Origin of the sequence: Salipiger marinus (genome assembly GCF_035481585.1) — a bacterium.
GTDB lineage: Bacteria > Pseudomonadota > Alphaproteobacteria > Rhodobacterales > Rhodobacteraceae > Salipiger > Salipiger marinus.
The window spans coordinates 46,439-72,430 of the sequence record NZ_JAYKSL010000018.1; the positions used below are offsets into that span (position 1 = coordinate 46,439).

21 protein-coding genes are annotated in these 25,992 nt (G+C 66.8%); 6 read left to right on the forward strand and 15 right to left on the reverse strand.

The window, feature by feature from the left end:
- The first annotated feature begins 48 nt into the window (after nucleotides 1-48).
- The 5 genes from VK682_RS20125 to VK682_RS20145 all read left to right on the forward strand — a co-directional run bounded on the left by VK682_RS20125 (nucleotide 49) and on the right by VK682_RS20145 (nucleotide 5,217).
- Nucleotides 49-1,257, forward strand: coding sequence for an ABC transporter substrate-binding protein (locus VK682_RS20125; protein WP_230797450.1), 1,209 nt, complete (start codon nucleotides 49-51; stop codon nucleotides 1,255-1,257).
- Between the two features lie 113 nt (nucleotides 1,258-1,370).
- Nucleotides 1,371-3,230: an ABC transporter permease gene (locus VK682_RS20130; RefSeq protein WP_230797451.1), complete on the forward strand. Its 1,860-nt coding sequence runs from the start codon at nucleotides 1,371-1,373 to the stop codon at nucleotides 3,228-3,230.
- On the forward strand, nucleotides 3,227-3,997 hold the full coding sequence (locus VK682_RS20135; RefSeq protein WP_089844327.1) for an ABC transporter ATP-binding protein: 771 nt from the start codon (nucleotides 3,227-3,229) through the stop codon (nucleotides 3,995-3,997). The genes VK682_RS20130 and VK682_RS20135 overlap by 4 nt, the downstream gene beginning before the upstream one ends.
- Nucleotides 3,990-4,691 (forward strand): ABC transporter ATP-binding protein, encoded by a 702-nt coding sequence (locus tag VK682_RS20140; RefSeq protein WP_230797452.1) that lies wholly within the window; start codon nucleotides 3,990-3,992, stop codon nucleotides 4,689-4,691. The genes VK682_RS20135 and VK682_RS20140 overlap by 8 nt, the downstream gene beginning before the upstream one ends.
- Nucleotides 4,692-4,776: 85 nt before the next feature.
- Complete coding sequence (locus VK682_RS20145) at nucleotides 4,777-5,217, forward strand: MarR family winged helix-turn-helix transcriptional regulator (RefSeq protein WP_324782467.1); 441 nt, start codon at nucleotides 4,777-4,779, stop codon at nucleotides 5,215-5,217.
- Between the two features lie 12 nt (nucleotides 5,218-5,229).
- Here the strand turns inward: VK682_RS20145 and VK682_RS20150 are convergent, their stop codons facing one another.
- From VK682_RS20150 to VK682_RS20220, 15 genes are all read right to left on the reverse strand, one after another.
- A complete protein-coding gene (locus VK682_RS20150) occupies nucleotides 5,230-8,337 on the reverse strand; it encodes an efflux RND transporter permease subunit (protein WP_324782454.1) in 3,108 nt (1,035 codons plus the stop codon).
- A 3-nt stretch (nucleotides 8,338-8,340) separates the two neighbouring features.
- Nucleotides 8,341-9,627 (reverse strand): efflux RND transporter periplasmic adaptor subunit, encoded by a 1,287-nt coding sequence (locus VK682_RS20155; protein WP_324782455.1) that lies wholly within the window; start codon nucleotides 9,625-9,627, stop codon nucleotides 8,341-8,343.
- A gap of 129 nt (nucleotides 9,628-9,756) precedes the next feature.
- Nucleotides 9,757-11,031 (reverse strand): OpgC family protein, encoded by a 1,275-nt coding sequence (locus VK682_RS20160; RefSeq protein ID WP_089844335.1) that lies wholly within the window; start codon nucleotides 11,029-11,031, stop codon nucleotides 9,757-9,759.
- Nucleotides 11,018-12,817 carry a glucans biosynthesis glucosyltransferase MdoH gene (gene mdoH / locus VK682_RS20165; RefSeq protein ID WP_089844337.1) on the reverse strand — a complete coding sequence of 600 codons (1,800 nt, stop codon included), beginning with the start codon at nucleotides 12,815-12,817 and terminating at the stop codon, nucleotides 11,018-11,020. Before mdoH ends, VK682_RS20160 begins: the two co-directional genes overlap by 14 nt.
- A gap of 11 nt (nucleotides 12,818-12,828) precedes the next feature.
- Complete coding sequence (locus tag VK682_RS20170; protein ID WP_230797455.1) at nucleotides 12,829-13,011, reverse strand: hypothetical protein; 183 nt, start codon at nucleotides 13,009-13,011, stop codon at nucleotides 12,829-12,831.
- Nucleotides 13,008-14,618, reverse strand: a complete 1,611-nt coding sequence (locus VK682_RS20175; RefSeq protein ID WP_324782456.1) for an OpgD/OpgG family glucan biosynthesis protein — start codon at nucleotides 14,616-14,618, stop codon at nucleotides 13,008-13,010. The genes VK682_RS20170 and VK682_RS20175 overlap by 4 nt, the downstream gene beginning before the upstream one ends.
- A 217-nt stretch (nucleotides 14,619-14,835) precedes the next feature.
- Entirely contained in the window at nucleotides 14,836-15,471 is a 636-nt protein-coding gene (locus VK682_RS20180; protein ID WP_324782457.1) for an aspartate/glutamate racemase family protein, read from the reverse strand.
- Entirely contained in the window at nucleotides 15,464-15,925 is a 462-nt protein-coding gene (locus VK682_RS20185; RefSeq protein WP_324782458.1) for a RidA family protein, read from the reverse strand. The genes VK682_RS20180 and VK682_RS20185 overlap by 8 nt, the downstream gene beginning before the upstream one ends.
- Entirely contained in the window at nucleotides 15,912-17,090 is a 1,179-nt protein-coding gene (locus VK682_RS20190) for an amidase (protein WP_324782459.1), read from the reverse strand. The genes VK682_RS20185 and VK682_RS20190 overlap by 14 nt, the downstream gene beginning before the upstream one ends.
- Entirely contained in the window at nucleotides 17,087-18,061 is a 975-nt protein-coding gene (locus VK682_RS20195) for an ABC transporter ATP-binding protein (protein WP_089844345.1), read from the reverse strand. The genes VK682_RS20190 and VK682_RS20195 overlap by 4 nt, the downstream gene beginning before the upstream one ends.
- Nucleotides 18,058-19,107 (reverse strand): ABC transporter ATP-binding protein, encoded by a 1,050-nt coding sequence (locus tag VK682_RS20200; protein ID WP_230797460.1) that lies wholly within the window; start codon nucleotides 19,105-19,107, stop codon nucleotides 18,058-18,060. Before VK682_RS20200 ends, VK682_RS20195 begins: the two co-directional genes overlap by 4 nt.
- The gene (locus tag VK682_RS20205; RefSeq protein ID WP_324782460.1) at nucleotides 19,094-19,981 is read right to left on the reverse strand and encodes an ABC transporter permease; all 888 of its coding nucleotides are present in this window, start codon (nucleotides 19,979-19,981) and stop codon (nucleotides 19,094-19,096) included. Before VK682_RS20205 ends, VK682_RS20200 begins: the two co-directional genes overlap by 14 nt.
- A 3-nt stretch (nucleotides 19,982-19,984) precedes the next feature.
- Complete coding sequence (locus VK682_RS20210) at nucleotides 19,985-20,938, reverse strand: ABC transporter permease (protein WP_324782461.1); 954 nt, start codon at nucleotides 20,936-20,938, stop codon at nucleotides 19,985-19,987.
- A 66-nt stretch (nucleotides 20,939-21,004) separates the two neighbouring features.
- Complete coding sequence (locus VK682_RS20215; protein ID WP_324782462.1) at nucleotides 21,005-22,600, reverse strand: ABC transporter substrate-binding protein; 1,596 nt, start codon at nucleotides 22,598-22,600, stop codon at nucleotides 21,005-21,007.
- 426 nt (nucleotides 22,601-23,026) lie between these two features.
- Complete coding sequence (locus VK682_RS20220) at nucleotides 23,027-24,430, reverse strand: DegQ family serine endoprotease (RefSeq protein WP_230797499.1); 1,404 nt, start codon at nucleotides 24,428-24,430, stop codon at nucleotides 23,027-23,029.
- 556 nt (nucleotides 24,431-24,986) lie between these two features.
- Between VK682_RS20220 and VK682_RS20225 the strand changes: the two genes are divergently transcribed.
- The gene (locus VK682_RS20225; RefSeq protein WP_380716257.1) at nucleotides 24,987-25,982 is read left to right on the forward strand and encodes a TAXI family TRAP transporter solute-binding subunit; all 996 of its coding nucleotides are present in this window, start codon (nucleotides 24,987-24,989) and stop codon (nucleotides 25,980-25,982) included.
- Nucleotides 25,983-25,992 lie beyond the last annotated feature (10 nt).

Here is a 25,992-nt window from a genome sequence, read left to right on the forward strand (position 1 = left end):
ACCCGCAGCCGCCCGACCGGCGGCCCATCAACAGGAGAGACCCCCGCAATGACCCTGCTTCGACGCACCCTTCTGGCCAGTGCCGCAGCCCTGGCGCTGACCCCTGCCGCAGCCTTTGCGCAGGACAGCATCAAGGTTGGCGAAATCAACCATTACAAACGCATGGCGGCCTTTGCCGAGCCCTACAAGAAGGGCATCGAACTGGCGCTGAAAGAGATCAACGAGGATGGCGGCGTGCTGGGCAAGCCGCTGGAATTCATCTTCCGCGACGATCAGGGCGACCCCGCCGAGGCGATCAAGATCGCCGAGGAACTGATGACCCGCGACGGCACGGTGATGTTCACCGGCTCGATCCTGTCGCATGTGGGCCTCGCGCTGTCCTCCTTCGCGGCAGAGAAGAAATACCTCTACCTCGCCTCCGAACCGCTGGCCGACACGCTGGTGTGGAAATCGGGCAACCCCTACACCTTCCGCCTGCGCGCCTCGACATGGATTCAGGCGGCGATGCTGGCTGAACAGGCCGCGACCACCGATGCGGTGAAATACGCCACCATCGCGCCCAACTACGCCTATGGCACCGAAGCGGTGGAGGCGTTCAAGGCCAATCTCAAGATGCTGAAGCCCGAGGTGGAGTTCGTGGCCGAACAGTGGCCCGCGCTTTTCAACATCGACGCGGGCGCCGAGGTTCAGGCGCTGGAACGTGCCAAGCCCGACGCCATCTTCAACGTGACCTTCGGCACCGACCTTGCCAAATTCGTGCGCGAAGGCGGCGACCGTGGCCTGTTCGACGGGCGCGACGTTTACGGCCTGCTGACCGGCGAGCCCGAATATCTGGAACCGCTCGGCGACGAGGCCCCCGAAGGCTGGTTCGTCACCGGCTTCCCGTGGTACGGGTTCGAGGACGGCACCCCCGGCAAGATCTTCGTCGATGCCTATGTCGAGGAAACCGGCGAGACCCCCAAGATCGGCTCGGTCGTGGGCTACATGACGGCGCAGTCCATCGCCGCCGCCATCGAAAAGGCCGGCGCCACCGATACGGAATCGCTGCGCATGGCCTTTGAAGGGCTCGACGTGGAAAACACCCCCATCGGCACGCTGCATTACCGCGAGATCGACAACCAGTCCTCGCTGGGGGCATGGGTCGGCACCACCGCGGTGGAAGACGGCAAGGGTGTGATGGTGAACTGGGAATACAAGGATCCCGCCGCCTACACGCCCTCGGACGAGGACGTGTCCGCGATGCGCCCCGCCGAGTGACCCCGTGGCCCCTGCCACAGCGCAGGGGCTGACGCCGCAGCAGGCCCGGTGGCGCTGCCATCGGGCGACCGCGCCCCGGTCCGGGGACGGAATGAGACGGATTTGACCCTTCCATGGCCTTCTTCTTCGCCCAGTTCCTGACAGGGCTCGCCAATGCCGCCGCCCTTTTCCTTGTCGCCTCCGGGCTGTCGCTGATCTTCGGCGTCACCCGGATCGTCAATTTTGCCCATGGCTCCTTCTACATGCTGGGCGCCTTTGTCGGGGTCACCCTGATGGAGATCCTGCCCGGCGCGGTGGGATTCTGGGGCGCCATCGTGCTGACCGGGCTGGTGGTCGGGCTGATCGCCGCCGTGGTCGAAATGGTGGTGCTGCGCCCTATCTACCGCGCGCCGGAACTGTTCCAGCTTGTCGCCACCTTCGGCGTGATCCTCGTCATTCAGGATCTGGCGCTGATGATCTGGGGCGCGGAGGACCGGCTGGGGCCGCGCGCCCCCGGCCTGCGCGGCGTCTGGCGCATCTTCGGCGAGCCGGTGCCGAAATATGACATCATCCTTATCGCCATGACGCCGTTCATCCTGTTTGCGCTGTGGTATCTCATCACCCGCACAAGGCTGGGCGTGCTGGTGCGCGCCGCAACGCAGGACCGCGAGATGGTGGGCGCGCTTGGCGTCAATCAGGCATGGCTCTTTACCGGGGTGTTCGCGCTTGGCTCGGCGCTGGCGGCATGGGGCGGCGCGCTGCAGCTGCCCAAGGGCGGGGCCGATCTGCTGATGGATTTCAACATCATCGGCGCGGTCTTCGTGGTGGTGGTGATCGGCGGCATGGGCAGCCTGCCCGGCGCCTTCATCGCGGCGGTGCTGATTTCCGTGCTCAACGTCTTCGGCGTCACCTACCTGCCGCAGTCGACGCTGGTGCTGATGTTCGTGGTCATGGCCATCGTGCTGATCATCCGTCCCTATGGCCTGCTGGGCCGCGAGGAGGTGGCGGGCGAACACGGGCAGGTCGGTGCCCCCGAAACCCCCATCCGCCCCTATGGCACCCGGGGCCGCATGGTGGTGACGGCGCTGCTGCTGGTGCTGGCCGCGCTGCCCTTCGTCGCGGACCAGTTCCTGCTGATCCTGACCATCGACATCCTGATCTTCGCGCTGTTTGCCGCCTCGCTGCATTTCATCCTTGGCTCGGGCGGGCTGGTGAGCTTTGGCCATGCCGCGTTTTTTGGCGGTGGCGCCTATGCGGCGGCGCTTCTGGTCTTTCACACCGACACCCCGATGGAGCTGGCGTTTCTCTTCGCGCCGCTGGCGGCGGGGCTGCTGGCGCTGGGGATCGGCTGGTTCTGCATCCGGCTTTCGGGCGTCTATTTCGCCATGCTGACGCTGGCCTTTTCGCAGCTGGTCTGGTCGGTGGCCTTCCAGTGGCGCGGGCTGACGCGCGGCGATGACGGGCTCATCAACATCTGGCCCGCGCCATGGCTGAACGGGCCGGTCACCTATTACTACTTCACGCTGATCCTTGCGGTGGGGGGCATCCTCGTGCTGCGCCACATCATCCACGCGCCCTTCGGCTATGCGCTGCGCGCGGGCCGCGACAGCCCGCGTCAGGCCGAGGCCATGGGCATCGACGTCAAGCGCGTGCAGCTGGTGGCCTTTGCCATCGCGGGGGTTATGGCAGGTCTGGCGGGCGGCATCTTCGTCTTCGCCAAGGGCTCGGTCTTTCCCACCGAGCTTGAGATCGCCAAAAGCTTCGACGCGCTGATCGTCGTCTTCCTTGGCGGGGTCAAGACGCTGGCGGGCGGCGTGGTCGGCGCCACCTTCCTCAGTTCGGTCGAACACTGGCTGACCCGGCTGGAATACTGGCGGCTGGTGCTGGGTCTGGTCATCATCGCCGTGGTGATCCTGATGCCCGAAGGTATCGTGGGCAGCCTGCGCAGCCTGTGGGCGCGTGTCACCGGCAGCAAGTCCGAGGTGAGCAAATGACGGAAATCCTCCGGGTCGAAAACCTGAAGAAAAGCTATGACGGCTTCATCGCGGTCAATGGCGTGTCGTTCTCGGTGAAACAGGGCGAGCTGAAAGCGCTGATCGGCCCCAATGGCGCGGGCAAATCCACCTGCTTCAACATGCTGATGGGCCAGCTCAGACCCACCGCCGGAGAGGTGTTTCTGGACGGATCGCGCATCACCGGGCAGAAGCCGCGCGAGATCTGGCGGCGCGGCGTGGGCCGCACCTTCCAGATCACCGGCACCTATCAGTCGATGACGGTGATCGAGAACGTGCAGATGGCGCTGATCAGCCATCACCGGCGGCTGTTCTCCTTCGGGGCGCGGGCGTGGCGGCTCTATCGGGACGAGGCGATGGACTTCCTGCGCACCGTCGACCTGCAGGATCAGGCCGACCGGCCCTGTTCGGTGCTGGCCTATGGCGATCTGAAGCGGCTGGAACTGGCGATCGCGCTCTGCCACCGGCCCCGGCTCCTGCTGATGGACGAACCCACCGCTGGCATGGCGCCGCAGGCACGCATCGCGCTGATGCAGCTGACCGCCGACATCGTGCGCGATCAGGGCGTGTCGGTGCTGTTCACCGAACATGACATGGACGTGGTCTTTGCCCATGCCCATCACATCATGGTGCTGAACCGTGGCGCGCTGATCGCCGACGGCTCTGCCGCCGAGGTGCGCAACAACCCCAAGGTGCAAGAGGTCTATCTGGGCGGCGGCACCCTGTTCAAGGAGGAGGCGCATGCTTAGCGTCGAGCGGATCAACAGCTATTACGGCAAGGCCCATATCCTTGACGATCTGAGTTTCGAGGTGCGGCGCGGCGAGGTGGTGGCCCTGCTGGGCCGCAACGGCGCGGGCAAGTCCACCACGATGAAATCGGTGATGCAGCTGGTGCGCCCGCGCGACGGCGCGGTGATGTTTCAGGGCCGCAATCTGGTGGGCGACCCGGCCTTCCGCGTGGCCAAGGCCGGGCTTGGCTATGTGCCCGAGGACCGGCGCATCTTCACCGACCTGACGGTTCTGGAAAACCTCGAAGTGGGCCGCCAGCCCGCGCGCAAGGATGCCCCGCACTGGAGCGTGGAGCAGCTGTTCCAGATCTTCCCCAACCTGTCGGAACGGCGCGGCAACCGTGGCAAGCACATGTCGGGGGGCGAACAGCAGATGCTGACCATCGCGCGCACGCTCATGGGCAATCCCGCGCTGCTGCTTTTGGACGAGCCCTCCGAAGGCATCGCGCCGGTCATCGTCGAACAGATGGCGCGCACCATCCTGCAGCTAAAGGCCGAAGGGCTGACGGTGATGATTTCCGAACAGAACCTGCATTTTGCCCGCGCCGTGGCCGATAGGGCGATCATCATCGAAGGTGGACAGAAGAAATTCGACGGCACGTTTGCCGAACTGGAACAGCAGCCCGAGATCCGCGACGCCTATCTGTCCGTGTGACCTGACGCCGCTCTGTGGCGGGGCCGGATTGCCCTTGCGGCGCGACGCCGCTAGGGCAAAGCCAAGAAGGAGACGCCGCTTGGACATGCCCCGCCCCGCCCGAACCAGTGCCGAACACGGCTATACGCTGGATGACCAGATCGGTTTCCTGCTGCGCCGCGCCTATCAGCGCAATTCGGTGATCTTTGCCGAAAAGGTGCCCGGCAAGCTGACCACCACGCAGTTTTCGGTGATGTACCGGCTCGCCGAAGATGGCCCCATGTCGCAGAACGCGCTGGGGCGGTCGGTGGCGATGGACGGCGCCACCACCAAGGGCGTGGTGGACCGGCTGATCGCGCGCGGCCTGCTGCGCACCGCGCGCGATCCCGACGACCGGCGGCGGCATCTGGTGTCGCTGACACCTTCGGGCGTGGCGCTGGTCGACGAGGCGGTGGAGGCGGCGATCCTTGTCACCGCCGAAACGCTGGCGCCGCTGCGCGACAAGGAGAAGGAGACGCTGCTGCGCCTCCTTCGCAAGATCATCTAAGGCGGCCTCGCCTCAGGCGGTGCGGCCCGTGACCCGCCGCACCAGCCGCATGACCAGCACATAAAAGCCCGGCACGAGGAAGATCCCGATCACGGTGGAGGCGATCATGCCGCCGATCACCCCGATGCCGATGGCGTTCTGCGCCTTGGCCCCCGCCCCGGTGGCGATGGCCAGCGGCACCACCCCCAGAATGAAGGTCAGCGCGGTCATCAGGATGGGCCGCAGCCGCAGCTGTGCCGCCTCCACCGCCGCCTCGGCGATGCTGCGGCCCTGCTTGCGCAGATCTTCGGCGAATTCCACGATGAGGATGGCATTGCGCGCGGCAAGCCCGATAGTCGTCAGCATCCCCACCTTGAAATAGACGTCATTGGACTGCCCGAAGAGCCACGCCGCCACCAGCGCCCCCAGCACGCCCACCGGCACTGACAGCATGACCGCAAAGGGGATCGACCAGCTTTCGTAAAGGGCCGCGAGTGCAAGGAACACCACCAGCGCCGAGATGGCGTAAAGATAAGGCGCCTGCGAGCCCGACTGCTGCTCCTGATAGGACAGGCCCGTCCATGCCAGCCCGTAGCCGCCCTCCAGTTCCGCGACCAGATCCTGCATTTCGGCCATGGCCGCGCCGGAACTGACGCCCTCGCCCGCCGACCCCGACACCTCGATCGCGGCGGTGGCGGCATAGCGTTGCAGACGCGGCGCCACCGGCTCCCATGTGGTGTCCATGAAGGCGGAAAACGGCACCATCTCTCCGGCGTCGTTGCGGGCATACCAGTCCATGATGTTGTCGGGCTGCATCCGGTAGGCGGCATCGGCCATCACGATCACCGGGCGCAGTTCCGACCCCAGCACAAAATCGTTCACCTCGCTGCCCGCGAAGATGACCGACAGCATGGCGTTGATGCTGGACAGGGTCAGGCCGAAGCTTTCCGCCTTTTCGCGGTCCACCTCGATGCGCAGCGCGCTTTCTTCCTCGGTGCCCGACACGCGCAGGTTGGTGACGGCACTGCTGTCGGCGGAGCGTGCCTCCAGCTCCTCGGCGGCGGCCTGCAGCGCCGCGATGCCGTTGCCCGCCTGATCGACCAGATAGAAGGAAAACCCGCCGGTATTGCCGATGCCCCGGATCGCGGGCGGCTGGGTGACAAAGATCTGCCCCGACCGGTTGGCGGCAAAGGCCATGGTGGCGCGGCCCGCCACCGCCTCGGCGGCCAAGTCAGGATTGCCTTCGCGTTCGGCAAAATCGCGCAGCTTGACGAAGACCATGGCCTGATTCTGCCCCGACCCGCCAAAGCCGAACCCCAGCGAGGCGAAGGTGCTTTCCACAGCCTCGCTTTCTTCGGTCAGCAGATACTCCTCGACCCGCTCCACCGTGGCCAGCGTCTGCTGCGTGGTGGCACCCTCGTCCAGCGAGATGATGGTCATCAGCACGCCCTGATCCTCGGTCGGAATGAACGAGGAGGTCATCCGGTCATAGACCGCCCATGCGCCGCCCAGCACCAGCGCCAGCACCACCAGCACCATGGCAGGCGCGCGCAGGCTGGCCCGCACCACGCGGCCATAGCCCGCCGTCAGGCGCGCGAGCCCGCTGTTGAACCAGCGCGCCGGGGCAAAGCGCGCGGGCCCATGGCTGGGGCGCAGCAGCCGCGCCGACATGGGCGGCGCAAGGATGATCGCCATGATCAGCGAAATCGCCATGGCCGCAACCATGGTCACCGAAAACTGCCGGTAGATCACCCCGGTGGAGCCGCCAAAAAACGCCATGGGCAGAAAGACCGCCGCCAGCACCACGTTGATGCCGATCAGCGCCGTGGTGATCTGCGCCATGGACTGTCTGGTGGCCTCGAAGGCCGACAGCTTCTGCTCCTCCATCAGCCGTTCGACGTTTTCCACCACCACGATGGCGTCATCGACCAAAAGACCGATGGCCAGCACCATGGCGAACATGGTCAGCGTGTTGATGGTGAAGCCGGTGACCAGCAACACCCCGAAGGTGCCCAGCAGCACCACCGGCACCGCGATCAGCGGGATCAGCGTGGCGCGCCAGCTTTGCAGGAAGATCAGCAGCACCGCCAGCACCAGCACCACCGCCTCGATCAGCGTGTGATAGACCCGCTCGATGGACAGCTCGACAAAGGGCGAGGTGTCATAGGCGATGCGGAATTCCACGCCTTCGGGCAGCGCGGGGGCAAGCCGGTCCAGCGTGGCGCGCACGGCGGCGGCGGTGTCCACCGCATTGGCCCCGGTTTCAAGATTGACGCCAAAGCCCGAAGAGGCGAGCCCGTTGAACCGCGAGCCGCCGCCATAACTTTCCTGCCCGATCTCGACCCGGGCGACATCGCCCAGCCGGACCACGCCCCCCTCTTCGGAAGAGCGCAGCAGGATGCTCTGGAATTCCTCCACCGTGGTCAGCTGGCTTTGCGCGGTGACGGTGGCGGTGAACTGCTGCCCGGTCAGCGTGGGCTGTTCGCCCAGCGAGCCCACGGACACGGTGGAATTCTGCTCCTGCACGGCGCTGGTCACGTCCGAGGGCGTCAGCTGGTAGCGCGCCAGCGACAGCGGATCAAGCCAGATGCGCATGGCATAGCCCGAACCGAAGCTCTGCACGCCGCCCACGCCATCGGTGCGTTCCACCGGGCCTTCGACCGTGGTGGACATGATGTCGCCAAGCTGCAGCGTGCTGTAGGTGCCGGACGTGTCCACCAGCGCCCCCACCAGCAGGATCGACGAGCTGGAGCGCGACACCCGCACGCCCTGGCTCTGCACCGATGTGGGCAGGCGGCCCTCGACCTGACTGACCTTGGACTGCACCTCGTTCTGCGCGTCGATGGGATCCACGCTTTCGTCAAAGGTGATCTCGATGGAGGATGACCCCTGCGACGAGCTGGAGGTCATGTAGAGCATCCCCTCCAGCCCGGTCATCGCGTCCTCGACCTCGCGGGTGACGGAATTCTGCACCGCTTCGGCGGTGGCGCCGGGATAGCTGGCAGAGATGCGCACCGAGGTCGGCGCGATGTCGGGATACTGGCTGACCGGCAGGGTCAGCACGGCAAAGGCGCCGCCCAGCATGGTCAGCAGGGCCAGCACCCAAGCGAAAACCGGGCGCCCGATGAAGAAATGTCCCATGGATCAGCCCTCGTCGCCGGACGCGTCACCGGAGGCGGCGTCGTCCCCTGCGCCGGACGCCTCGCCGGATGTCTCGCCGGAGGCGACGGGAGGACTGTCGCCGGAGGCGGCGGCGGGGGATATGAAGCTTTCGCTCTGGCCATCGGCGCGGACCGCCACGCCCTCTTCGGAAATGGCGACCGGAACCGGGCGCACCTCTGCCCCGGCCATCAGGTTGCGCAGCCCGTCGACCACCAGCGTCTCGCCCTCGGTCACGCCTTCGGTCACCACCCAGTCATTGCCGAAGGTGCCTTCTTCGGTCAGCATCCGTTCTTCGGCCACGCCCTCCGTCACCACAAAGGCGGTCAGGCTGCCATCGCCTGCGCGCGAGGTGGCGCCCTGCGGCACAAGGATCGCCTGCGCCGTGCCCACGGAGATATGCACCCGCAGGAACTGCCCCGGCAGGATGCGGCGGTCGGGATTGGGAAAGCTGAAGCGGATGGCAGAGGTGCCCGTGGTGGTGGACACGTTGATCGGCGGCGACACGAAACTGCCCTGCCCGTCATAGCGGGTGCCGGTTTCCAGCTCCAGCGTCACGTCGCGCACCTCTCCGGGCATCAGCGTGCCCGCCTCGAACCGGGCGCGCACCTCCTGAATGCGGCGGATGGATTCCTGCACGTCCACATAGATCGGGTCGATCCGCGTGACCGTGGTCAGCGCGTCGGTCTGGTTGGCGGTGACCAGATCGCCCACCGACACCTCGGGCAGCGCCACGATGCCGTCGATGGGGCTGGTGATGGTGGTGCGGTCCAGTTCCAGCCGCGCCAGATCCAGCGCCGCCTCTGCCGCGCTGACCGTGGCGCGGGCCTGCGCCACCGACACTTCCGCCGTCTCCACCTCGGTGGCGGCGACCCCGGTGCCCGACAGGCGCTGATAGCGGCCCAGCGTCGCCTCGGCGGATTGCAGCGCGGCGCGCGCCCCTTCCAGATCGGCCTCGGCGGCGGCGACATCGGCGGCATAGGTGTCGCCTTCGATGCGGAACAGCAGATCCCCCGCCGCCACGTTCCGCCCCGGTTCATAGGCAATTTCCGAGATCATGCCAGACACGCGCGGACGCACCGCCACCTCGTCAAAGGCGACCGAGCGGCCCGGCAGCGTGACCTGATAGGGCACCTGCGCCCGTTCCAGCGTGACCACCCCCACCTCCCGGGCTTGGGCAGCGCCAGAAGGCGGCACCTGGGCTGTCAGCGGAGCGGCAAGGCTCAGCGCGGCAAACACGGCAACTGTCCGCAGAACGGGTCGGATCGGCATGAAGGTTCCTTTGCGTCTGTCATCCGGCATGGGTCGCAGGACCAAGCGTTACACGCCGCAAGATGAAGGCCCCGCCGCAAAAGTCATTGCGGCGGGGCCTTTTCGGTCTGACGTTTCCGTGAGCCGCGCTTAGCTGGCGCGGGCCCCTGCGGGGCGCGCCACCACGCCGCCCTGCGCCTGTGCGCTGCCCTGACGCGGGGCAATGGGCTTGCGCGGCATGGCCAGCCACGCGATGCCCAGCATGATCGCCACGCCGACCGGCGGCAGGATCCATGCCATCCAGCGCGGTTCGCCCGCCCCGGCGATGATGACCTGAAGCACCAGCGACAGCAGCGTGCCGGTGCAGAACACGATCAGCCCCTGCCGCCCCAGCAGCCGCAGCGGCGCGGCCCAGCGATGCGCCGAGGCGGCGGTGACCATCGGCAGGCAGGACAGCACATAGGCCAGCGCCAGCACGTTCAGCAGGCGCGGCACCGCGACATAGGTCTTGTCATGGCTGACCAGATGGAACGGCGCGCCCAGATCGGCCAGACGCGACATCTGGTGGTTCAGCACCTCCGCCACGGCGGGGACGTGTTTCCACACCAGCACCAGCAGGCAGAACCCGGCCGCCAGCGCGAAAAGCGGCTTCGAGCGGGGCACAAGCCGCTGCCCGTCGCGCAGGCGCAGACCGATGGCGAGGCCCACCACGAACAGCAGCTGCCATGACAGCGGGTTGAAGAACCAGCCGCCTTCATTGGGGAAATTCGGCAGGTTCAGCCGCCACAGCCCGGCGGCGAACCACAAAAGCCCGGACAGCGCCAGCAGCGCCCCCAGCCGCCACAGCCCGAGCAGCACCAGCACCGGACCGGCGAAGAGCAGCACGGTATAGGCGGGCAGGATGTTCACATAGCCCAGCTGGTGGGTCATCGCGGCGACGCCGAACAGCGCCTCTTCGGTGGTGGCGAAGACCGGGCGCAGGTTGATCTGCGCCAGAAGCTCCGGCATCCCGAACATGCCCGAGGCGGCGGCATAGATCGCCATGGCCCAAGCGGTCAGGAACAGATGCGCCAGATACAGCGTCCAGCTGCGCCCCCACATCGGAGCCACGCCATGCCAGAGCCCGGTGCGCGCCCGCGCCTCCGGCAGGAAGCGCCCGGCATAGGCCAGACCCGCCGCGATGCCCGACATGATGAAAAAAGTCTCAGCCGCGTCCGAAAACGTGAAGTTCCGGATGGTCAACGCCTCATAAGGGTTGCCCGGCACGTGATTGACGAAGATCATCACCAGCGCGAGGCCGCGAAAGGCGTCGATGCGCGGGTCGCGGGGGCGACGGACCGTGCCCTCTGGCACGCCCGGAAACGTCACCAGTTTCTTGGCGTCGCCCTGCTGGGCCGGTGTCGCTTTGGTGTCAGGCGGCGGCATGGCTTGTCCCTCCGCCCGGCAGGGGTGCGCCCTGCGGCACGGCGGCAGCGGCGGGACCGTCGGTCCAGCGGGCCACCGTGGCGCGGTAGTCGCGCACCACCGGCGAGGGATCAAGCTCGTCGGGGGTGATGAACAGCTTGTGGGTCAGCGGACGCGAGGTCCATGCGATCAGCGCGGGCGCAAGGATCATCGGCAGGCTGACGGGCAGCAGCCAAGGCGCCAGCCCCGGCGACAGCTGCGCGGTGGCGCCAAGCGCCAGCGCGCCGGTCACCATGATCCACAGCCCCGCCCGCACGCCCTGCCGCAGGCTCAGCCAGCCTTCGGCCCGCTGGCTGGCGGGCCAGCCGCCATCGCGCCCCGACAGCACCTGCAGCACGGCGCGGGTCTGATACATGAGCATCAGCGGCGCGATCAGCGAGGTGAGCAGGATCTCGGCCAGCACCGACAGCGCGGCGCGGCCCCAGCCGCCAAAGCCCGCATCGCGGCGCGCCAGCACCGATTCCAGCAGGATGGCGAATTTCGGCATGATGAGCAGGCCGAAGATGCCCAGCATCAGCGCGATCATCTCCTTGGTGCGGTCCGAGGGGAAAACCGGGAAAAGCTGATGCGGATCGGGGAAGTAATCCGGCACGGGGGCCGTGATCGCCGCGATCAGCGAGGCCACAAGGAACCCCGCCCAGAGCAGCGACACCAGATAGGCAAAGATGCCCTGCACAAAGACGAACCGGCTCCACGGCGCAAGGCCGGGGGCGGTCAGCAGGCGCATGTGCTGCAGGTTGCCCTGACACCAGCGGCGGTCGCGCTTGGCGAAGGACAGCAGGTTTTCCGGCCCCTCCTCGAACGAGCCGTTGATGGTGGAATCGACCTCCACCTTCCAGCCCGCGCGGGCCAGCAGCGCCGCCTCCACATAGTCATGGCTGAGGATATGCCCGCCAAAGGGCGGCTTGCCCTGCAGTTCCGGCAGCGCGCAGCTTGCGGCAAAGGCACGGACCCGCACGATGGCGTTATGGCCCCAGAACGGCCCCGCCGCGCCCTGCATCCGCGCCAGTCCCCGGGTGAAGACCGGCCCGTGAAAGGCCGCCGCGAACTGCATCGCGCGGGCAAAGAACGACCGCCCGCCGATCACGCGCGGCAGGGTCTGCAGCAGCCCCAGACCGGAATCCGCTTGCATCCGCGCGATCATGGCGCGGATCGCGGATCCTTCCATCAGGCTGTCGGCGTCAAGGATCACCGCAAGCTCGTAGGCAGAGCCCGACTTGCGGAAAAAATCCTCCACGTTGCCAGCCTTGCGGCCCCGGTTGTCGGTCCGGCGGCGGTAGAAGATGCGGCCCTCGCCTTCGGTCTCCTGCAGCAGGCGCACGAAGGTGCGCCGCTCCAGATCGGCGGCCTGCGGATCGCGGGTGTCGGACAGGATCGCCACATGCGCCGCAACCCCCGCCTGCCGGATGGAACGGTCCATCGCGGCAATGCGGGCGAAGGTGGTCACCGGATCCTCGTTGCAGATCGGCACCAGCACCACGGTGGGCGGCTGGGGCTCCTGCATTTCGGGCACGGAGGTGCGCCGCTGCGGGGCAAGCCCGCTCAGCGCCAGCCCCGCCCCCCAGGCGAGCCATGCGGTGGTGACAAGGATCAGCACCGCGCGGACGTAATCCCACAGGTCGGACCCGTCCTGCAGCGCAACTTCAAGCAGCAGCACCGTGGCTGTCCCGGCTGCCAGCAGCGAAAAGATCACCGCCGTGGCCCTGATGGCTATAGTGGAGCGACTGGGCCGCGGCAGCACGGGCATTGGCGCGCTCCTCAGATCCGCTGACGGGGCAGCAGCACGCGCTGCACCCAGTCATGCAGCCAGACGGCGGGCTGGACCTCGGTCTCAACCACCTGCTCCGGCATCTCGAGCGGCGCCTCCGGCGGAGCCCAGTGCGGCTGTTCCACCAGCGCGGCTTGGCTCAGATCGCTCATGTTCTTCAGTTCAGCACTCATTCCTTCACCCATTGATAGGTCCAGGTTTCTGTCAGTGTATGGCCGTAGCCGATCAATTCCGCCGAAAGTTCCGCGGCTGTTCCGCCGGGGGCTTCTACTTCCAGCACCAGCCGCCAGGTGTTGGTCCCTGAAATGCGGCTTACCACGGCTTCGGCGATCTCGCCGCGCGCGGCAGTTGTCTGCACCTCAACTTCGGCGTCCCCGGGAAGTTCCCCCAGAAGGCCGCCTTCAAAATCGATGACGAATTTCCGCCGATCGGTGTCCTGCTCCATCCCCGAAACGCCGCCCTTGCCGACGCGGGTGCGCACCACGCGCGCCCGGTCGACCGATCCGTCGCCCTCGGGCGCCAGACCCCAGCTCAGCCGGTACGAGAATTCCAGCGCCGCGCCTGCCGTGGTGTCCACATCGGGGATCCAGTAGGCGACGATGTTGTCATTGGCTTCAAGCTTGGACGGAATCTCCACCAGCCGCACCGTGCCCTCGCCCCAGTCGCCCAGCGGTTCCACCATCAGTGTCGGGCGCTTTTCGTAATGCGCCTCTGCATCAAGGTATTCACTGAAATCGCGGGTGCGCTGCACCAGACCAAAGCTTTTCGGGCTCATCGCCCCGAAATAGCTGCTGGCAAGCCGCGGCGGGTTGTTCAGAGGACGATAGATGGTGGCGCCCGCCCGCGTCGTCAACACCAGCGCCTCGCTGTCATGCACCGCCGGGCGGAAATCGTCGAACTCCCCGGCATCGGCACCGCCATAGAGGAACATGGAGGTCAGCGGCGCGATGCCAAGCTGTTCGATGTCGTTGCGCAGGTACAGCCGGGCGGTCACGTCGATCTGCGTGTCTGTGCCGGGACGGATGATGAACCGGTACGCGCCGGTCACCGACTGGCTTTCCAGCGCCGCATAAAGCGTCAGCGTCTCGGCGCCGGGCTGCGGGCGTTCCAGCCAGAAATCGCTGAAGCGCGGGAATTCCTCTCCGGCGGCAAGGCCGGTGTTCACCGCAAGCCCGCGCGCGCTGAGCCCGTAGAGCGTGCCGCGCCCCAGCGCCCGGAAATAGCTGGCGCCCAGAAAGGCCACCAGTTCGTCAAAGATGTCGGCGCGGTTCAGCGGCGTGTTCAGCCGGAACCCGGCCACGCCCGGCATGGGGGTGACGGCGGGAATCTCCACGCTCTCAAGGCTGGAATAGTCGAAATCCTGCGTGCCGAAGGTCATCGGGCGGGACTGGCCGTCCACCACCTCGAAGAGATGCACCGGAGTTTCAAAAAGCCAGCCCAGATGAAAGGCGCTCAGCCGGAATCCCACATCCGGCTCGCGCCAGCGGGCACGTTCGGGATCAAAGCGGATGCGCTGGTAGCCGTCGTAATCCAGATCGGCCAGAAACCCCTCGATCACCTCAGGGTTGCGCGGCGGGCTCATGGCGGCGCGCGCCATCCCCTCCGACAGCAGGTCAAAGGAAAACGGGCTGCCCGCGTCTTCGGGCGGCGGCGTCGGGGCGGCAGCGTCCTGCGCGATCAGCGGCGAGGCCCCAAGAAGAGCGGGCACCGCGACCGATCCGGCAAGGCTGGTCAGGAAACGGCGACGGCTGGGCCGCGCCTGAAGGGAGTTTCCGGGCATGGCAGGGGTCAGGGTCGGGTGATTCCGCAAAAGTTTGCTCCGTGAACAAGGCTGGAGCGGAATGTGGTTTCCGCATCGGGAAACACAACACCCCGTAATCAAAGGGGGTTCCCTGTAAAGCGAGGTTTCGCTGCACTGTAGCAAAACTTCGCCGAACGCCCGAAAATGTGCTGTTTTTTTGTGCATATTTTTGGCGGTTTTTCGCCTGTTGACCGCTCTACCGGCAAAGTTTTGCTAGCACTTCCTGCGCTGCCTCATAAATGGGCGAAACCAGCGGGCATGGCGACAGGTCCCTGAGTCGCTCTGCCGCCTCTCCCAAGGGGCCGCCGCCGATGATGACCACCTCTGCCCCGGCGGCTGTCGCATGGTGGATCGCGGCCAGCAACGCGGCATCCAGCCGCGGCGGATCAGCCCCCAGACCGGCGGGATCGCCCTCGGCCAGAAAGGTGCCCAGCCAGCCCTCCCCGGGGGCGGCCTGCCGCATCAGCGCATCGATGGACTCAACCAAAGCGGGTGTGTGGGTGACCACCGCAAAGCGCCTGCCGCCCCGCGCCGCCGCCCGCGCCGCAGCGCCGCCAATGCCCACCACCGGCACGGCAAGCCGCGCCGCCAGCGCCGCCTGACCGGGATCGCCAAAGGCCGACACGATCACCGCCGCGATGCCCTCTGGCACCTCCGCCGCCGCCACCAGATCGCCCGCCTGCGCCAGCACCGCCGGATCGGTCAGCAGCGGCGGTCCGGCGGGCGCGGTCCAGCCTTCGACCCGGGGCAAGACCCGGGCGGCGATGGCCACCATGGCCCGCGTGGTGGCTTCGCTGCTGTTGGGGTTCATCAGCAGGACGGGCCTAGCCAAGCTCCACCACCGCGTCGATTTCCACCAGCGCATTGGCAGGCAGCGAGGCGACATTGACCGCCGTGCGCGCGTGCCGCCCCGCCTCGCCGTAAAGATCGATGAACAGCTGCGAGGCACCGTTGACGATGAACGGCCCTTCGCCATACCCCTGCGGCGCCGCGACAAAGCCCCCCAGCCGGATCACGCTGCTGACCCGCGACAGCGACCCCGCCACGGTCTTGATGGAATAAAGCAGGTTCAACGCGCACATCCGCGCCGCCGCCTGCCCCGTGTCCATGTCGAACCCCTCGGCCACCGGGCCGAAATATTGCGGAACCCCTTCCCATTCGCAGATCTGGCCGGAGAGGAACAGCAGGTTGCCGCTGATCTTGCCGGGCAGGAACAGCGCGCGGGACGGCGCGGAGGGGGGCAGCGACAGGCCAAGCTCTGCCAGACGCTGTTCAATGGGATCCATGGGTCTGTCCTTTCGTCATCTCGCAGGCAAGCGCCACCAGCGCCAGATCGGATCCGCGCGGGCCGATCAAGGCTGCGCCATAGGGCGCGCCCTCCACCTGCCCTGCCGGAAACACCACCTGCGGCAGCCCCGCAAGCCCTGCCACGCATAAAAGCCGCATGGCGTGATGGCGGTAGCTGTCGAACACCGCGAGCGGCGCGTCGAGCCTGAAGGGCGCGTCATGCACCACCGGCGCCAGCAGCACGCCCTGCGGCCCCAGCCGCGCGTCCAGTTCCGCAGCAAACACGGCGCGGTCAGCGCGGGCCTGCGCGATCTCTGGCTCGGTCAGCGCCTCGGCGGCGGCGACACGCCCGTCGATGCGACGCACCAGCGGCATGGCGGTGTCGCGGATGAAGGGCAGCACGCTGTCGCGGGCATCGGCATTGACCGTGGTCAGGAAGGTCGCATAGGCGGCCTCCACCCCTTGGGGAAAGATGCTCAGCTCGCGCGCGCTCTGCCCGGCAAAGGCGCGCTCCAGCACTGCGCGCGGCGCGGGTGCAAGCTGATCCCACATGTCGGCGGGGCGCAGCAGGTCGGGCGCATCCAGCGCGACGCCCGGATCAGGCAGCAGCACCTGCAGCGCGCGCAGCAGCGTCGCCCCGTCCCGCGCGAAGATCCCGCAGGTGTCATAGCTGGCGGCAAGCTCCATCGTGTGATCGAGCGGCAGCGCGCCATGGCTGGGCCGGATCCCCCAGATGCCGCAGAAGCTGGCGGGCGCGCGCACCGATCCGCCGGTATCCGAACCGATGGCGATGTCCGCAAGCCCCGCCGCCACCGCCACGGCAGAGCCGGAGGAGGACCCGCCCGGGATGCGGTCGGGGGCTGCGGGGTTCACCGGCGTGCCGAAATGCGCGTTCATGCCATACATGGACCACGCCAGCTCGTCGGTATGGGTCTTGCCCACAAAATCCGCGCCCGCCTCCAGCAGCGCCAGCGCGGCAGAGGCGGTGCGGGGCTTGATCCCGCTCTGCGCCAGCTTCAGCGGACAGCCGCAGCCGGTGGGGTAGCCCGCAACGTCGAAGATATCCTTCACCGCCAGCCGCAGGCCGGACAGCGGCCCGCTGGCGGCATGGGGCACCGGCGCGGGCGGATAGGGCATCAGGCAGTGCCAGCGGTCCGCGCTCATTCCGCAGCCATCCGTTCGGCGCAGACACAGGCGACCCGGCGGCGCGGCGCCGGATGCACCATCGGCGGCAGCCCCTTCAGGCAGTCGGCATGGGCCAGCGGACAGCGCGGCGCAAAGGAGCAGGCATCGGGCTTCACCTCCAGCGAGGGCGGCGCGCCAGGAATGGCGTTAAGCCGGGCGCCCCGCGCCACGTCATGCAGGTTGGCCGCCAGCAGGCCTTGGGTATAGGGATGGCGGGCCTCCTTGATGATCTCGCGCGTGGTGCCCTCCTCGACGATCTGGCCAGCATACATCACCGCCACCCGTTCCGAGATTTCCACCGCCACGCCAATGTCATGGGTGACAAAGATCACGCCCATGCCGAATTCCTTCTGCAATTCGCGCAGCAGCAGCAGGATCTGGATCTGCACCGTGGCATCCAGCGCGGTGGTGGGTTCATCCGCCAGCAGCAGGCGCGGACGGCAGGCCAGCGCCAGCGCGATCATCACCCGCTGCCGCATCCCCCCCGACAGTTCATGCGGGTAATTGTGCAGCCGCCGGTTCGCCGAAGGAATGCGAACCCGGTCCAGCATATCAAGCGCGGTGGACATGGCCTCGGCCCGGCTCACACCCTTGTGGCGCATCACCGATTCCGCGATCTGATGGCCGATGGTATAGACCGGATCCAGCGCCAGCGCCGGTTCCTGAAACACCATGGACACCTCGCCGCCCCGGTATTTCTGCAGCGCGCGGCCCGACAGCGACAGCACGTCGATGCCGTTCACCGTCATCTGGCCTTCGATCTGCGTGCGCTTGGGCGGCAGCAGCCCCAGAAGCGCCTTCAGCGTCACCGACTTGCCGGAGCCGCTTTCGCCGAGCAGGGCCAGCGTTTCGCCCTGTTCCATCGCCAGCGACACGTTGTTGAGCGCATGCACCGTCCGCTTGCCGGTAAAGCGCAGCGTCAGGTTGCGGATGTCCAGCAGCCGGGTCATGCCGGGATCCCCATGCCAGCCCTTGAATGGCCGGAGGCGGCATCATGCAGATGGCAGGCGGTCAGATGGTCGGGCGCCCCCGGCAGGGCCCCGAGCCGGGGTGCTGCGGATTTGCACACCGCTTCGGCATAGCGGCAGCGGGTGTGAAAGCGGCAGCCCGAGGGCGGGTTGATCGGGTTCGGCGGATCGCCCGCCAGTGGCGGCACCTTGGTGCGGTTGTCCGGATCCATGGACGGCATCGCCGAAAACAGCGACCGGGTATAGGGATGCGCCTGCTGCTGCCAGATGCTGTCCACCGGCGCCACCTCCACCACCTCGCCCAGATACATGACCAGAATACGGTCCGAGATATAGCGCACCACGTTCAGGTCATGGCTGATGAAGATATAGGTCAGCCCGTATTCGCGGCGCAGATCGGTGAGCAGGTTCAGCACCTGCGCCTCCACCGATTTGTCGAGCGCCGACACCGCCTCGTCCAGCACCACCAGCCGGGGCGACATGGCGAGCGCCCGCGCGATGTTGACGCGCTGGCGCTGGCCGCCCGACAGCTCGTGCGGGTAGCGGTGCGCGAAGCGGTCAGGATCAAGCCCCACCCGTGCCATCAGGCTGCGGGCGCGGTCCTCCGGCTCGTCCAGCCCCTGCACCCGCGCGCCGAAGGCCACGGAATCCAGAATGGTCAGCCGCGGGTTCAGCGAGGCATAGCTGTCCTGAAACACCATCTGCACGTCGCGGCGCAGGTCGCGCAGGCTCAGGCTTTCACCCAGCGCCTGCCCGTCAAAGATGATCTCGCCCCTGTCCTTTTCGATCAGGCCGATCAGCAGCCGCGCGGTGGTGGATTTGCCGCAGCCGGATTCGCCGACGATGCCCAGCGTCTCGCCCTTGCGGACGCTGAAGGACACGCCGTCCACCGCCTGCACATGGGCGGTGGTGCGGCCAAGGATGCCGCCCCGGATCGGGAAATGTTTCTGCAGGTCGCGCACGATGACCAGCGGCTGCGCGGGGCCGCCCTTGTCGGGGGTCTGGGCAAAGCTCTCAGTCGCGGACATTCATCGCACTCCTCAATCCGTCGCTGAGCAGGTTCAGGCACAGCGAGGTCAGAAAGATCATCACCCCCGGCAGCGCCGCCAGCCACGGGTTCACATAGATGGCCGAGCGCAGCGTGTTCAGCATCAGCCCCCATTCCGGCTCTGGCGGGCGCACCCCGATGCCCAGAAAGGACAGCCCGGCGGCAAGGATCATGCAGACGCTGGTCAGCGAGGTGGCATAGACAAAGATCGGCGACAGCACGTTGCCGATCACATGCACCCGGATCACCGTCCATGCGCTGGCACCGGTGGCGCGCGCCGCGTCGATGTAGTCAAGGCCGCGCACGCCCGAAGTCACCGCCTCGGCGACGCGGGTGATGGGCGGGATGAACACGATGGTCAGCGACACAAGGCTGTTGACGATCCCCGCGCCCAGCGCGCCGGAAATGGCGATGGCCAGCAGCACCGAGGGGAAGGCGAAGAACACGTCCACCACCCGCATGATGACGGTATTGACCATGCCGCCCACATACCCCGCCACGATGCCCAGCGCGGATCCGATGAAGAACGCCAGCACCACCGGGATCAGCCCGATGAACAGCGTCAGCCGCCCGCCATAGATCAGCCGGGCCAGCATGTCGCGCCCCTGCTCGTCGGTGCCCAGCGGATAACCGTCGGTGCCCAGCGGCTTCAGCCGGGCGATCATCGAGCCCTTGTAGGGATCGGCCAGCCCCAGCCATGGCGCAAACACTGCCGACAGGATCAGCGCCAGCAGCACCACCGCGCAGATCATCGCCACCGGGTCGCGCAGCAGCCGCGCCCCCACACCCGCCCAGTAGCCCTGCGGCTTCTGCGCCCCGGCCCCGGCAAGGGGTCCGCTTTCCGCCAAGGCCATGGCTCAGCTCCTCTTGATGCGGGGGTCGATGGCGGCCTGCGCCACATCGACGATCAGGTTCATGGCGACAAAGAACAGCGCCAGCACAAGGATGGTGCCCTGCAGCAGCGGCAGGTCACGCTGGAAGATGGCGTTGGACAGCAGAAACCCCGACCCCGGCCAGTTGAACACCGTCTCGATCAGGATCGACCCGCCCAGCAGATAGCCCAGCTGCAGCCCCATCACCGACAGCGCGGTGGCGGCGGCGTTGCGGGCGACATGGCGCAGCACGTCGGCGCGGCTCATGCCCTTGGCGTAAAGCGCCGTGACAAAATCCATGGTCAGGATGTCCCCCGCCAGCGCCCGCACCGTGCGCGCCACGATGCCGATGGGCACCACCGCCAGCGTCACGGCGGGCAGCACCAGATGGCGCATGTGCAGCCAGTCCCAGGCCCAGTCCTGCGATCCGCCCGGCCCCGCCCCCATCGACGGCAGCCAGCCCAGATTGACCGAAAAGATGATGACCAGCACGATGCCCAGCCAGTAATTCGGCACCGACACCCCGGTGATCGACAGCGCGGTCACCACCTTGTCCAGGGCCGTGTCGCGGAAATAACCCGCCAGAAACCCCAGAAAGATCCCCAGCGGAAAGGCGATCACCGCCGCGCTCACCGCCAGCAGCAGCGAATTCTGCACCGCGCCGAACACCTCCTGCGCGACGGGGCGTCCGGTGGCGATGGACCGGCCCATGTCGCCCTGCGCAAGATTGCCGATCCAGATCGCGTATTGCACCGGCAGGGGCTTGTCCAAGCCATAGGCGGCACGCATCGCCGCCTGCTCCTCGGCGGTGGCATCCACCGGCATGATCGCGGTCAGCGGATCGCCGGGCGCGATCTGCACCAGCAGGAAACAGATGACCGACACGCCGAAGGCCACGGGCAGGACAAGGATCAGACGGCGGAGAAAATAGCTGAGCACGGGCTGGCTCCTGGCTGAGGCCCCCGCCGCGCTGGAACGCGGCAGGGGCGGCGACCCCGGTGGGGGTCACTCCATGGTGATGGACGAGAAGTTCTGATACCAGTTCTGCGCCTGCACAAATCCCTTCACCTTCGGCGACAGCGCGCGCGGCGCCACGTCATGGGTGACCATCAGGAACAGCGCGTCATCGACATATTTCTCATGCGTCTCGCGCATCACCGCATCCTGTTCGGCGGGATCGAAGGTGGTCTTGATGCGGGCGAACAGATCCTGCATCTCGGGGTCGCAGTAATGGCCCCAGTTGGTGCCGTTGGGCGCGATCAGGTTGCAGTCCAGATGCCGGATCAGCCCGGTGAACGGATCCTGAATGAAATAGGTAAAGTTGATGGACATGGCGCCTTCGACAGAAGCATCCGCCGCCCCCGCCCGCCACAGGTTGATCATCTGGTTCCACTCGACGACCATGAACTCCACGTCGATCCAGATCTCGGCAAGGCTCTGCTGAAGAAACTCGTTCATCGGCAGCGGCAGCATCTGCCCCGACCCCGAGGGCGAGATCAGCGCCTTCACCTGCAGGTGGTTTTCCGGACCAAACCCGGCCTCGGTCATCAGCGCCTTCGCGGCCTCCAGATCATAGCTGATGTCGAACTCGGGCTCGCCGAACCACTGCGAACTCGGCGGCAGGAAGCCCTTGGCCGGGACCATCAGCCCGCCCAGCAGCGGCGCCATGCCTTCACGGTCGATGGCAAGGTTCGCGGCCTTGCGCACCCGGATGTCATTCCATGGCGAGCCTTCGACCCGGCTCAGATGCCATGTCCAGTTATGCGGATAGGCGTTGGAGGAGATGACAAAGCCGTTGCCCTCCATCGCCGGGATGGTGTCGGGCGCGGGCGCCTCGATCCAGTCCACCTGCCCCGACATCAGCGCCGCCGCGCGGGCGTTCGGTTCCGGCAGCGGGATCAGCACCAGCTTGTCGAGCTGCGGAATGCGGCTTTCATCCCAGTAATCGGCAAAAGGCACCATCTCGGCGCGCTCGCGCGGCACGAAGGTCTCCAGCTTCCACGGCCCGGTGCCCGAAGGCGCCATCGCCACCTGCTCCCAGTCCTTGCCCAGCGCCTCCCAGTTGGCCTTGGAGGACATCAGGATCCATGCCAGCTGATAGGGCAGCGTGGCATCGGGTTCCTTGGTCACGATCTCCACGGTCAGATCATCCACCACGCTGTAGGACGCGATGGCGGGAATGCGCGACTTGCCCTGCGCCGCCTGCCGGGGATCGTACTGCTCCGACCCTTCCACCAGCAGCTTGTCGAGGTTCCACACCACATTCTCGGCGTTGAAGGGCGAACCGTCGTGAAACGTCACCCCCTCGCGCAGCGTGAAGGTCCATTTCGTCTGGTCCTCCGGATCCACCGACCAGTCGGTGGCCAGCCCGGGGATCAGCATCGACGGCTTGTCGGCGCTGGTCAGATCCCATTCGATCAGCGAATCATAGACCGTATAGCCCATGAACCGCATGCCCTCGCCGCCCTGATCGGTCTGGCCGGTGGTCAGCGGAATATCCGCCGCCGTCATGCCGATGCGCAGCGTGCCCTCGGCCATCGCCGCCCCGGCCAGACTGGCCGCCAGCGCCAGCGCCGCGATCCCTGCTTTCAGACGAAGCATCTCATACCTCCGAATTGTCCCTGTTCCTGGTTCGGCGGGCTGCATTCATGGCACCCCGTCCGCTTCGCCAAGGATGCCGCGCGCCGCGCGGCACAGGGCAGAGCACAGCATGCGCGGCCCCGCAAAATGGCATTCCATGCCGCAAGATTAAGCAGTTCGCCCGCCGCCGCCCAGCTTGCAGGCAGTCAGAAATTCGCAACCCCCGCCGCGGGCCGCAATCACGGCCCCAGACCCCGCCCCGGCACCCGGTCGCACACCAAAGCGCCAACGCGCCCGCACGCCCCGCAGCCCCCGGCAAGGCCCTTCATCTTGCCCCTAAACTCCACGGGGGTGCGGGGGTGTGAAACCCCCGCTGCAACCGGGCCACAATGCAAAAGGGCGGGGATGTCTCCCCGCCCTTTCCAGATGATCCGGTCAGACCGCCGTTTATTCGGTGGCCTCCAGCGACAGCGCGACAAAGCGCGGATCGCCGCCGCGGCGCACCAGAAGCAGGATCGACTTGCGGCCCGCCTCCTGCGCCTCGGCGATCTTGTCCTCCAGATCGCTCAGGCTCAGCACCTGCGCCTGCCCGGCTTCGGTGATGACATCGCCCGGACGCAGGCCCTTCTCGAAGGCTTCGGAGGCTTCGTCCACCGCCGTCACCGCCAGCCCGCGAGCGCTGTCCTCCAGCGCCAGTTCCTGCCGCAGATCTGCGGTCAGCGGCGACAGGGTCAGGCCCATCAGATCCATGCTCGACGGCTCTTCAGGCAGATCCTGCTGCTGCGAGGCCGGGAAGGTCTCTTCGCTGTCCTCGCGGCGGCCCAGCGTGACCAGCAGCGTCTCGGTGGTGCCGTTGCGGTTGACGATCACCCGCACCGCCTTGCCGACCTCGGTATTGCCGACCAGCCGGACCAGCTGCCGGGTGTCCTCGATCTCCTTGCCGTCGAACGACGTGATGACATCCCCCGCCTGCAGGCCCGCATCCATCGCCGGACCTTCCGGCACGTCCGACACCATGGCGCCGGTGGCATCCGCCAGACCCAGCGCCTCGGCCATGTCGGGGGTCAGATCCTGAATGCGCACGCCCAGCCAGCCGCGGCGGGTCTCGCCGAATTCCTTGAGCTGGTCGACAACCTTGGTCACCACGTTGGAGGCCATGGAAAAGCCGATGCCGATGGAGCCGCCATTGGGCGACAGGATCGCGGTGTTCACCCCGATCACGTCGCCGGTCATGTTGAACAGCGGGCCGCCGGAATTGCCGCGGTTGATGGCGGCGTCGGTCTGGATGTAATCGTCATAGGTGCCCGACAGCGCCCGGTTGCGCGCCGACACGATGCCTGCCGAGACCGAAAAGCCCTGTCCCAGCGGGTTGCCCATGGCCATGACCCAGTCGCCCACGCGGGCAGTGTCGGAATCGCCGAACCTGACGAAGGGCAGCGGCTCCTCGGCCTCGACCTTCAGCAGCGCGATGTCGGTATTGGGGTCGGTGCCCACCAGCGTGGCCACCAGTTCGCGCCCCGAGAAAAATTCGATGGTGATCTCGTCGGCACCCTCGATGACGTGGTTGTTGGTGACGATGAAGCCGTCTTCGGAAATCACGAAGCCCGAGCCCAGCGCCGAGGACCGGCGCGGCCTGTCGCCATTCTGACCGTTGCGGTCCTGAAATTCACGGAAAAAATCCTCGAAGGGCGAGCCTTCGGGAACGATGCCCTGCGGTCCGGTGCGGCCTGCCACCATGGTGGAGGTGGTGATGTTGACCACCGAGGGGCTGATGCGTTCGGCCAGATCGGCAAAGCTTTCGGGCGCGCCCCGGGCGGCGGCCATCAGGCTTTGCGACAGGATCAGGACCATGGACAGCGTCGCGAGCCAGAACAGCCGCAGCGGACGCGCGCTTTGGAACGTTGCTGCAAGTGAGGTTTGTTTCACCGGGGACTCCTTCTGTTGGGCAGCAGGTCGCGCAACGGCACACCTGCCCCGCCTCCTCATGAACAAACCTAACATAGGTGCGCGGCGGCACCACGGAAGAAATGGTTTCAGCCTGTCAAGCCCATGTGACTTGACGGTGAAAGCGCGGTGAGCGTCGCACCCCCCTCTCCGCCCTGCCCCGCCCCGCCAGAAACAGCGGGCAGCAAGGACACAGTGCGCCCGCGTCCCCCATCGCGGGCGGGAGAGAGACGCGCAGGAGCGGCTGTGTCCCCGATGCCGCGCGGCGCAGGCTGATCGCGCGGAAACGGGCCTCGCAAGCCGCATACATGGCCATCAGGACGCCGTTTCGTCGACCCCAAGGACTTGCACGCCAGATCACGGGATGTAACGGAGCCGTCAGGTGAAGGCTTGTATCGTGTCTTCCCGTCGGATTAACTTCCGGCATGACACTGCACGGAGGATTGTGGAGACCATGAAACATATGAAGATCGTTGCCAGCGCTGCGCTGGCCCTTGGCGTTGCCGCTTCGTCTGCCGGCGCGCAGGAGATGAGCTTCTTCCGCATCGGCACCGGCGGCACCGCCGGGACCTATTACCCGATCGGGGGTCTTCTCGCGAACGCGATCTCGAACCCGCCGGGCTCGCGCTCCTGCGAAGAGGGCGGATCCTGCGGCGTTCCCGGCCTCGTTGCCTCTGCCCTGTCCGCGAACGGCTCGGTCGCGAACATCAACGCCATTGCAGGCGGCACGCTTGAATCCGGCTTTTCCCAGTCCGACGTCGCGACCTGGGCCTATACCGGCACGGGCATCTGGGAAGGCAAGCCCGCGGTCGAAAGCCTGCGCGCCATCGCCAACCTCTATCCCGAAAGCATCCACCTGATCGCCAGCGCCGAGTCCGGCATCAGCACGGTCGCCGATCTGAAGGGCAAGCGCGTCTCCATGGACGAGCCGGGATCGGGCACGCTGGTCGATGCGCGGATCATCCTTGACGGTTACGGCCTCTCCGAGGAAGATATCACCCCCGAATTCCTCAAGCCCGATCAGGCTGCGGACCGGATGCGCGATGGCGCCATGGATGCGTTCTTCTTCGTCGGCGGCTACCCCGCCGGTGCCATTTCGGAACTGGCCAGCCAGCATGACGTCAAGGTGATCCCGATCAGCTGTGACGACGCGCCGAAGATCTGCGAAGAATTCAAGTTCTTCGCCGAAGACACCGTGCCCGGGGGCACCTATGAGGGCAATGCCGACGACGTGACCACGCTGTCGGTCGGGGCGCAGTGGATCACCAGCGCCGAGCAGCCCGAAGATCTGATCTACGAGATCACCAAGGCGCTGTGGAACGACAACACCCGCAAGCAGCTGGATGCCGGTCACTCCAAGGGCAAGATGATCACCAAGGACACCGCGCTGAACGGCATCGGTGTGCCGCTGCACCCCGGCGCCGAGAAGTTCTACAAGGAAGCGGGCCTGCTTCAGTAACATGTCACGG

Coding starts and splice junctions, on each gene's coding strand:
- VK682_RS20145 (WP_324782467.1), top strand. CDS start 4,777: ATGCCCCGCCCCGCCCGAACCAGTGCCGAACACGGCTATACGCTGGAT.
- VK682_RS20130 (WP_230797451.1), top strand. CDS start 1,371: ATGGCCTTCTTCTTCGCCCAGTTCCTGACAGGGCTCGCCAATGCCGCC.
- VK682_RS20200 (WP_230797460.1), bottom strand. CDS start 19,107: ATGTCCGCGACTGAGAGCTTTGCCCAGACCCCCGACAAGGGCGGCCCC.
- VK682_RS20220 (WP_230797499.1), bottom strand. CDS start 24,430: ATGGTCCTGATCCTGTCGCAAAGCCTGATGGCCGCCGCCCGGGGCGCG.
- VK682_RS20205 (WP_324782460.1), bottom strand. CDS start 19,981: ATGGCCTTGGCGGAAAGCGGACCCCTTGCCGGGGCCGGGGCGCAGAAG.
- VK682_RS20140 (WP_230797452.1), top strand. CDS start 3,990: ATGCTTAGCGTCGAGCGGATCAACAGCTATTACGGCAAGGCCCATATC.
- VK682_RS20185 (WP_324782458.1), bottom strand. CDS start 15,925: ATGGATCCCATTGAACAGCGTCTGGCAGAGCTTGGCCTGTCGCTGCCC.
- mdoH (WP_089844337.1), bottom strand. CDS start 12,817: ATGCCCGTGCTGCCGCGGCCCAGTCGCTCCACTATAGCCATCAGGGCC.
- VK682_RS20150 (WP_324782454.1), bottom strand. CDS start 8,337: ATGGGACATTTCTTCATCGGGCGCCCGGTTTTCGCTTGGGTGCTGGCC.
- VK682_RS20215 (WP_324782462.1), bottom strand. CDS start 22,600: ATGCTTCGTCTGAAAGCAGGGATCGCGGCGCTGGCGCTGGCGGCCAGT.
- VK682_RS20155 (WP_324782455.1), bottom strand. CDS start 9,627: ATGCCGATCCGACCCGTTCTGCGGACAGTTGCCGTGTTTGCCGCGCTG.
- VK682_RS20135 (WP_089844327.1), top strand. CDS start 3,227: ATGACGGAAATCCTCCGGGTCGAAAACCTGAAGAAAAGCTATGACGGC.
- VK682_RS20160 (WP_089844335.1), bottom strand. CDS start 11,031: ATGCCGCCGCCTGACACCAAAGCGACACCGGCCCAGCAGGGCGACGCC.
- VK682_RS20195 (WP_089844345.1), bottom strand. CDS start 18,061: ATGACCCGGCTGCTGGACATCCGCAACCTGACGCTGCGCTTTACCGGC.
- VK682_RS20190 (WP_324782459.1), bottom strand. CDS start 17,090: ATGAGCGCGGACCGCTGGCACTGCCTGATGCCCTATCCGCCCGCGCCG.
- VK682_RS20175 (WP_324782456.1), bottom strand. CDS start 14,618: ATGCCCGGAAACTCCCTTCAGGCGCGGCCCAGCCGTCGCCGTTTCCTG.
- VK682_RS20125 (WP_230797450.1), top strand. CDS start 49: ATGACCCTGCTTCGACGCACCCTTCTGGCCAGTGCCGCAGCCCTGGCG.
- VK682_RS20170 (WP_230797455.1), bottom strand. CDS start 13,011: ATGAGTGCTGAACTGAAGAACATGAGCGATCTGAGCCAAGCCGCGCTG.
- VK682_RS20225 (WP_380716257.1), top strand. CDS start 24,987: ATGAAGATCGTTGCCAGCGCTGCGCTGGCCCTTGGCGTTGCCGCTTCG.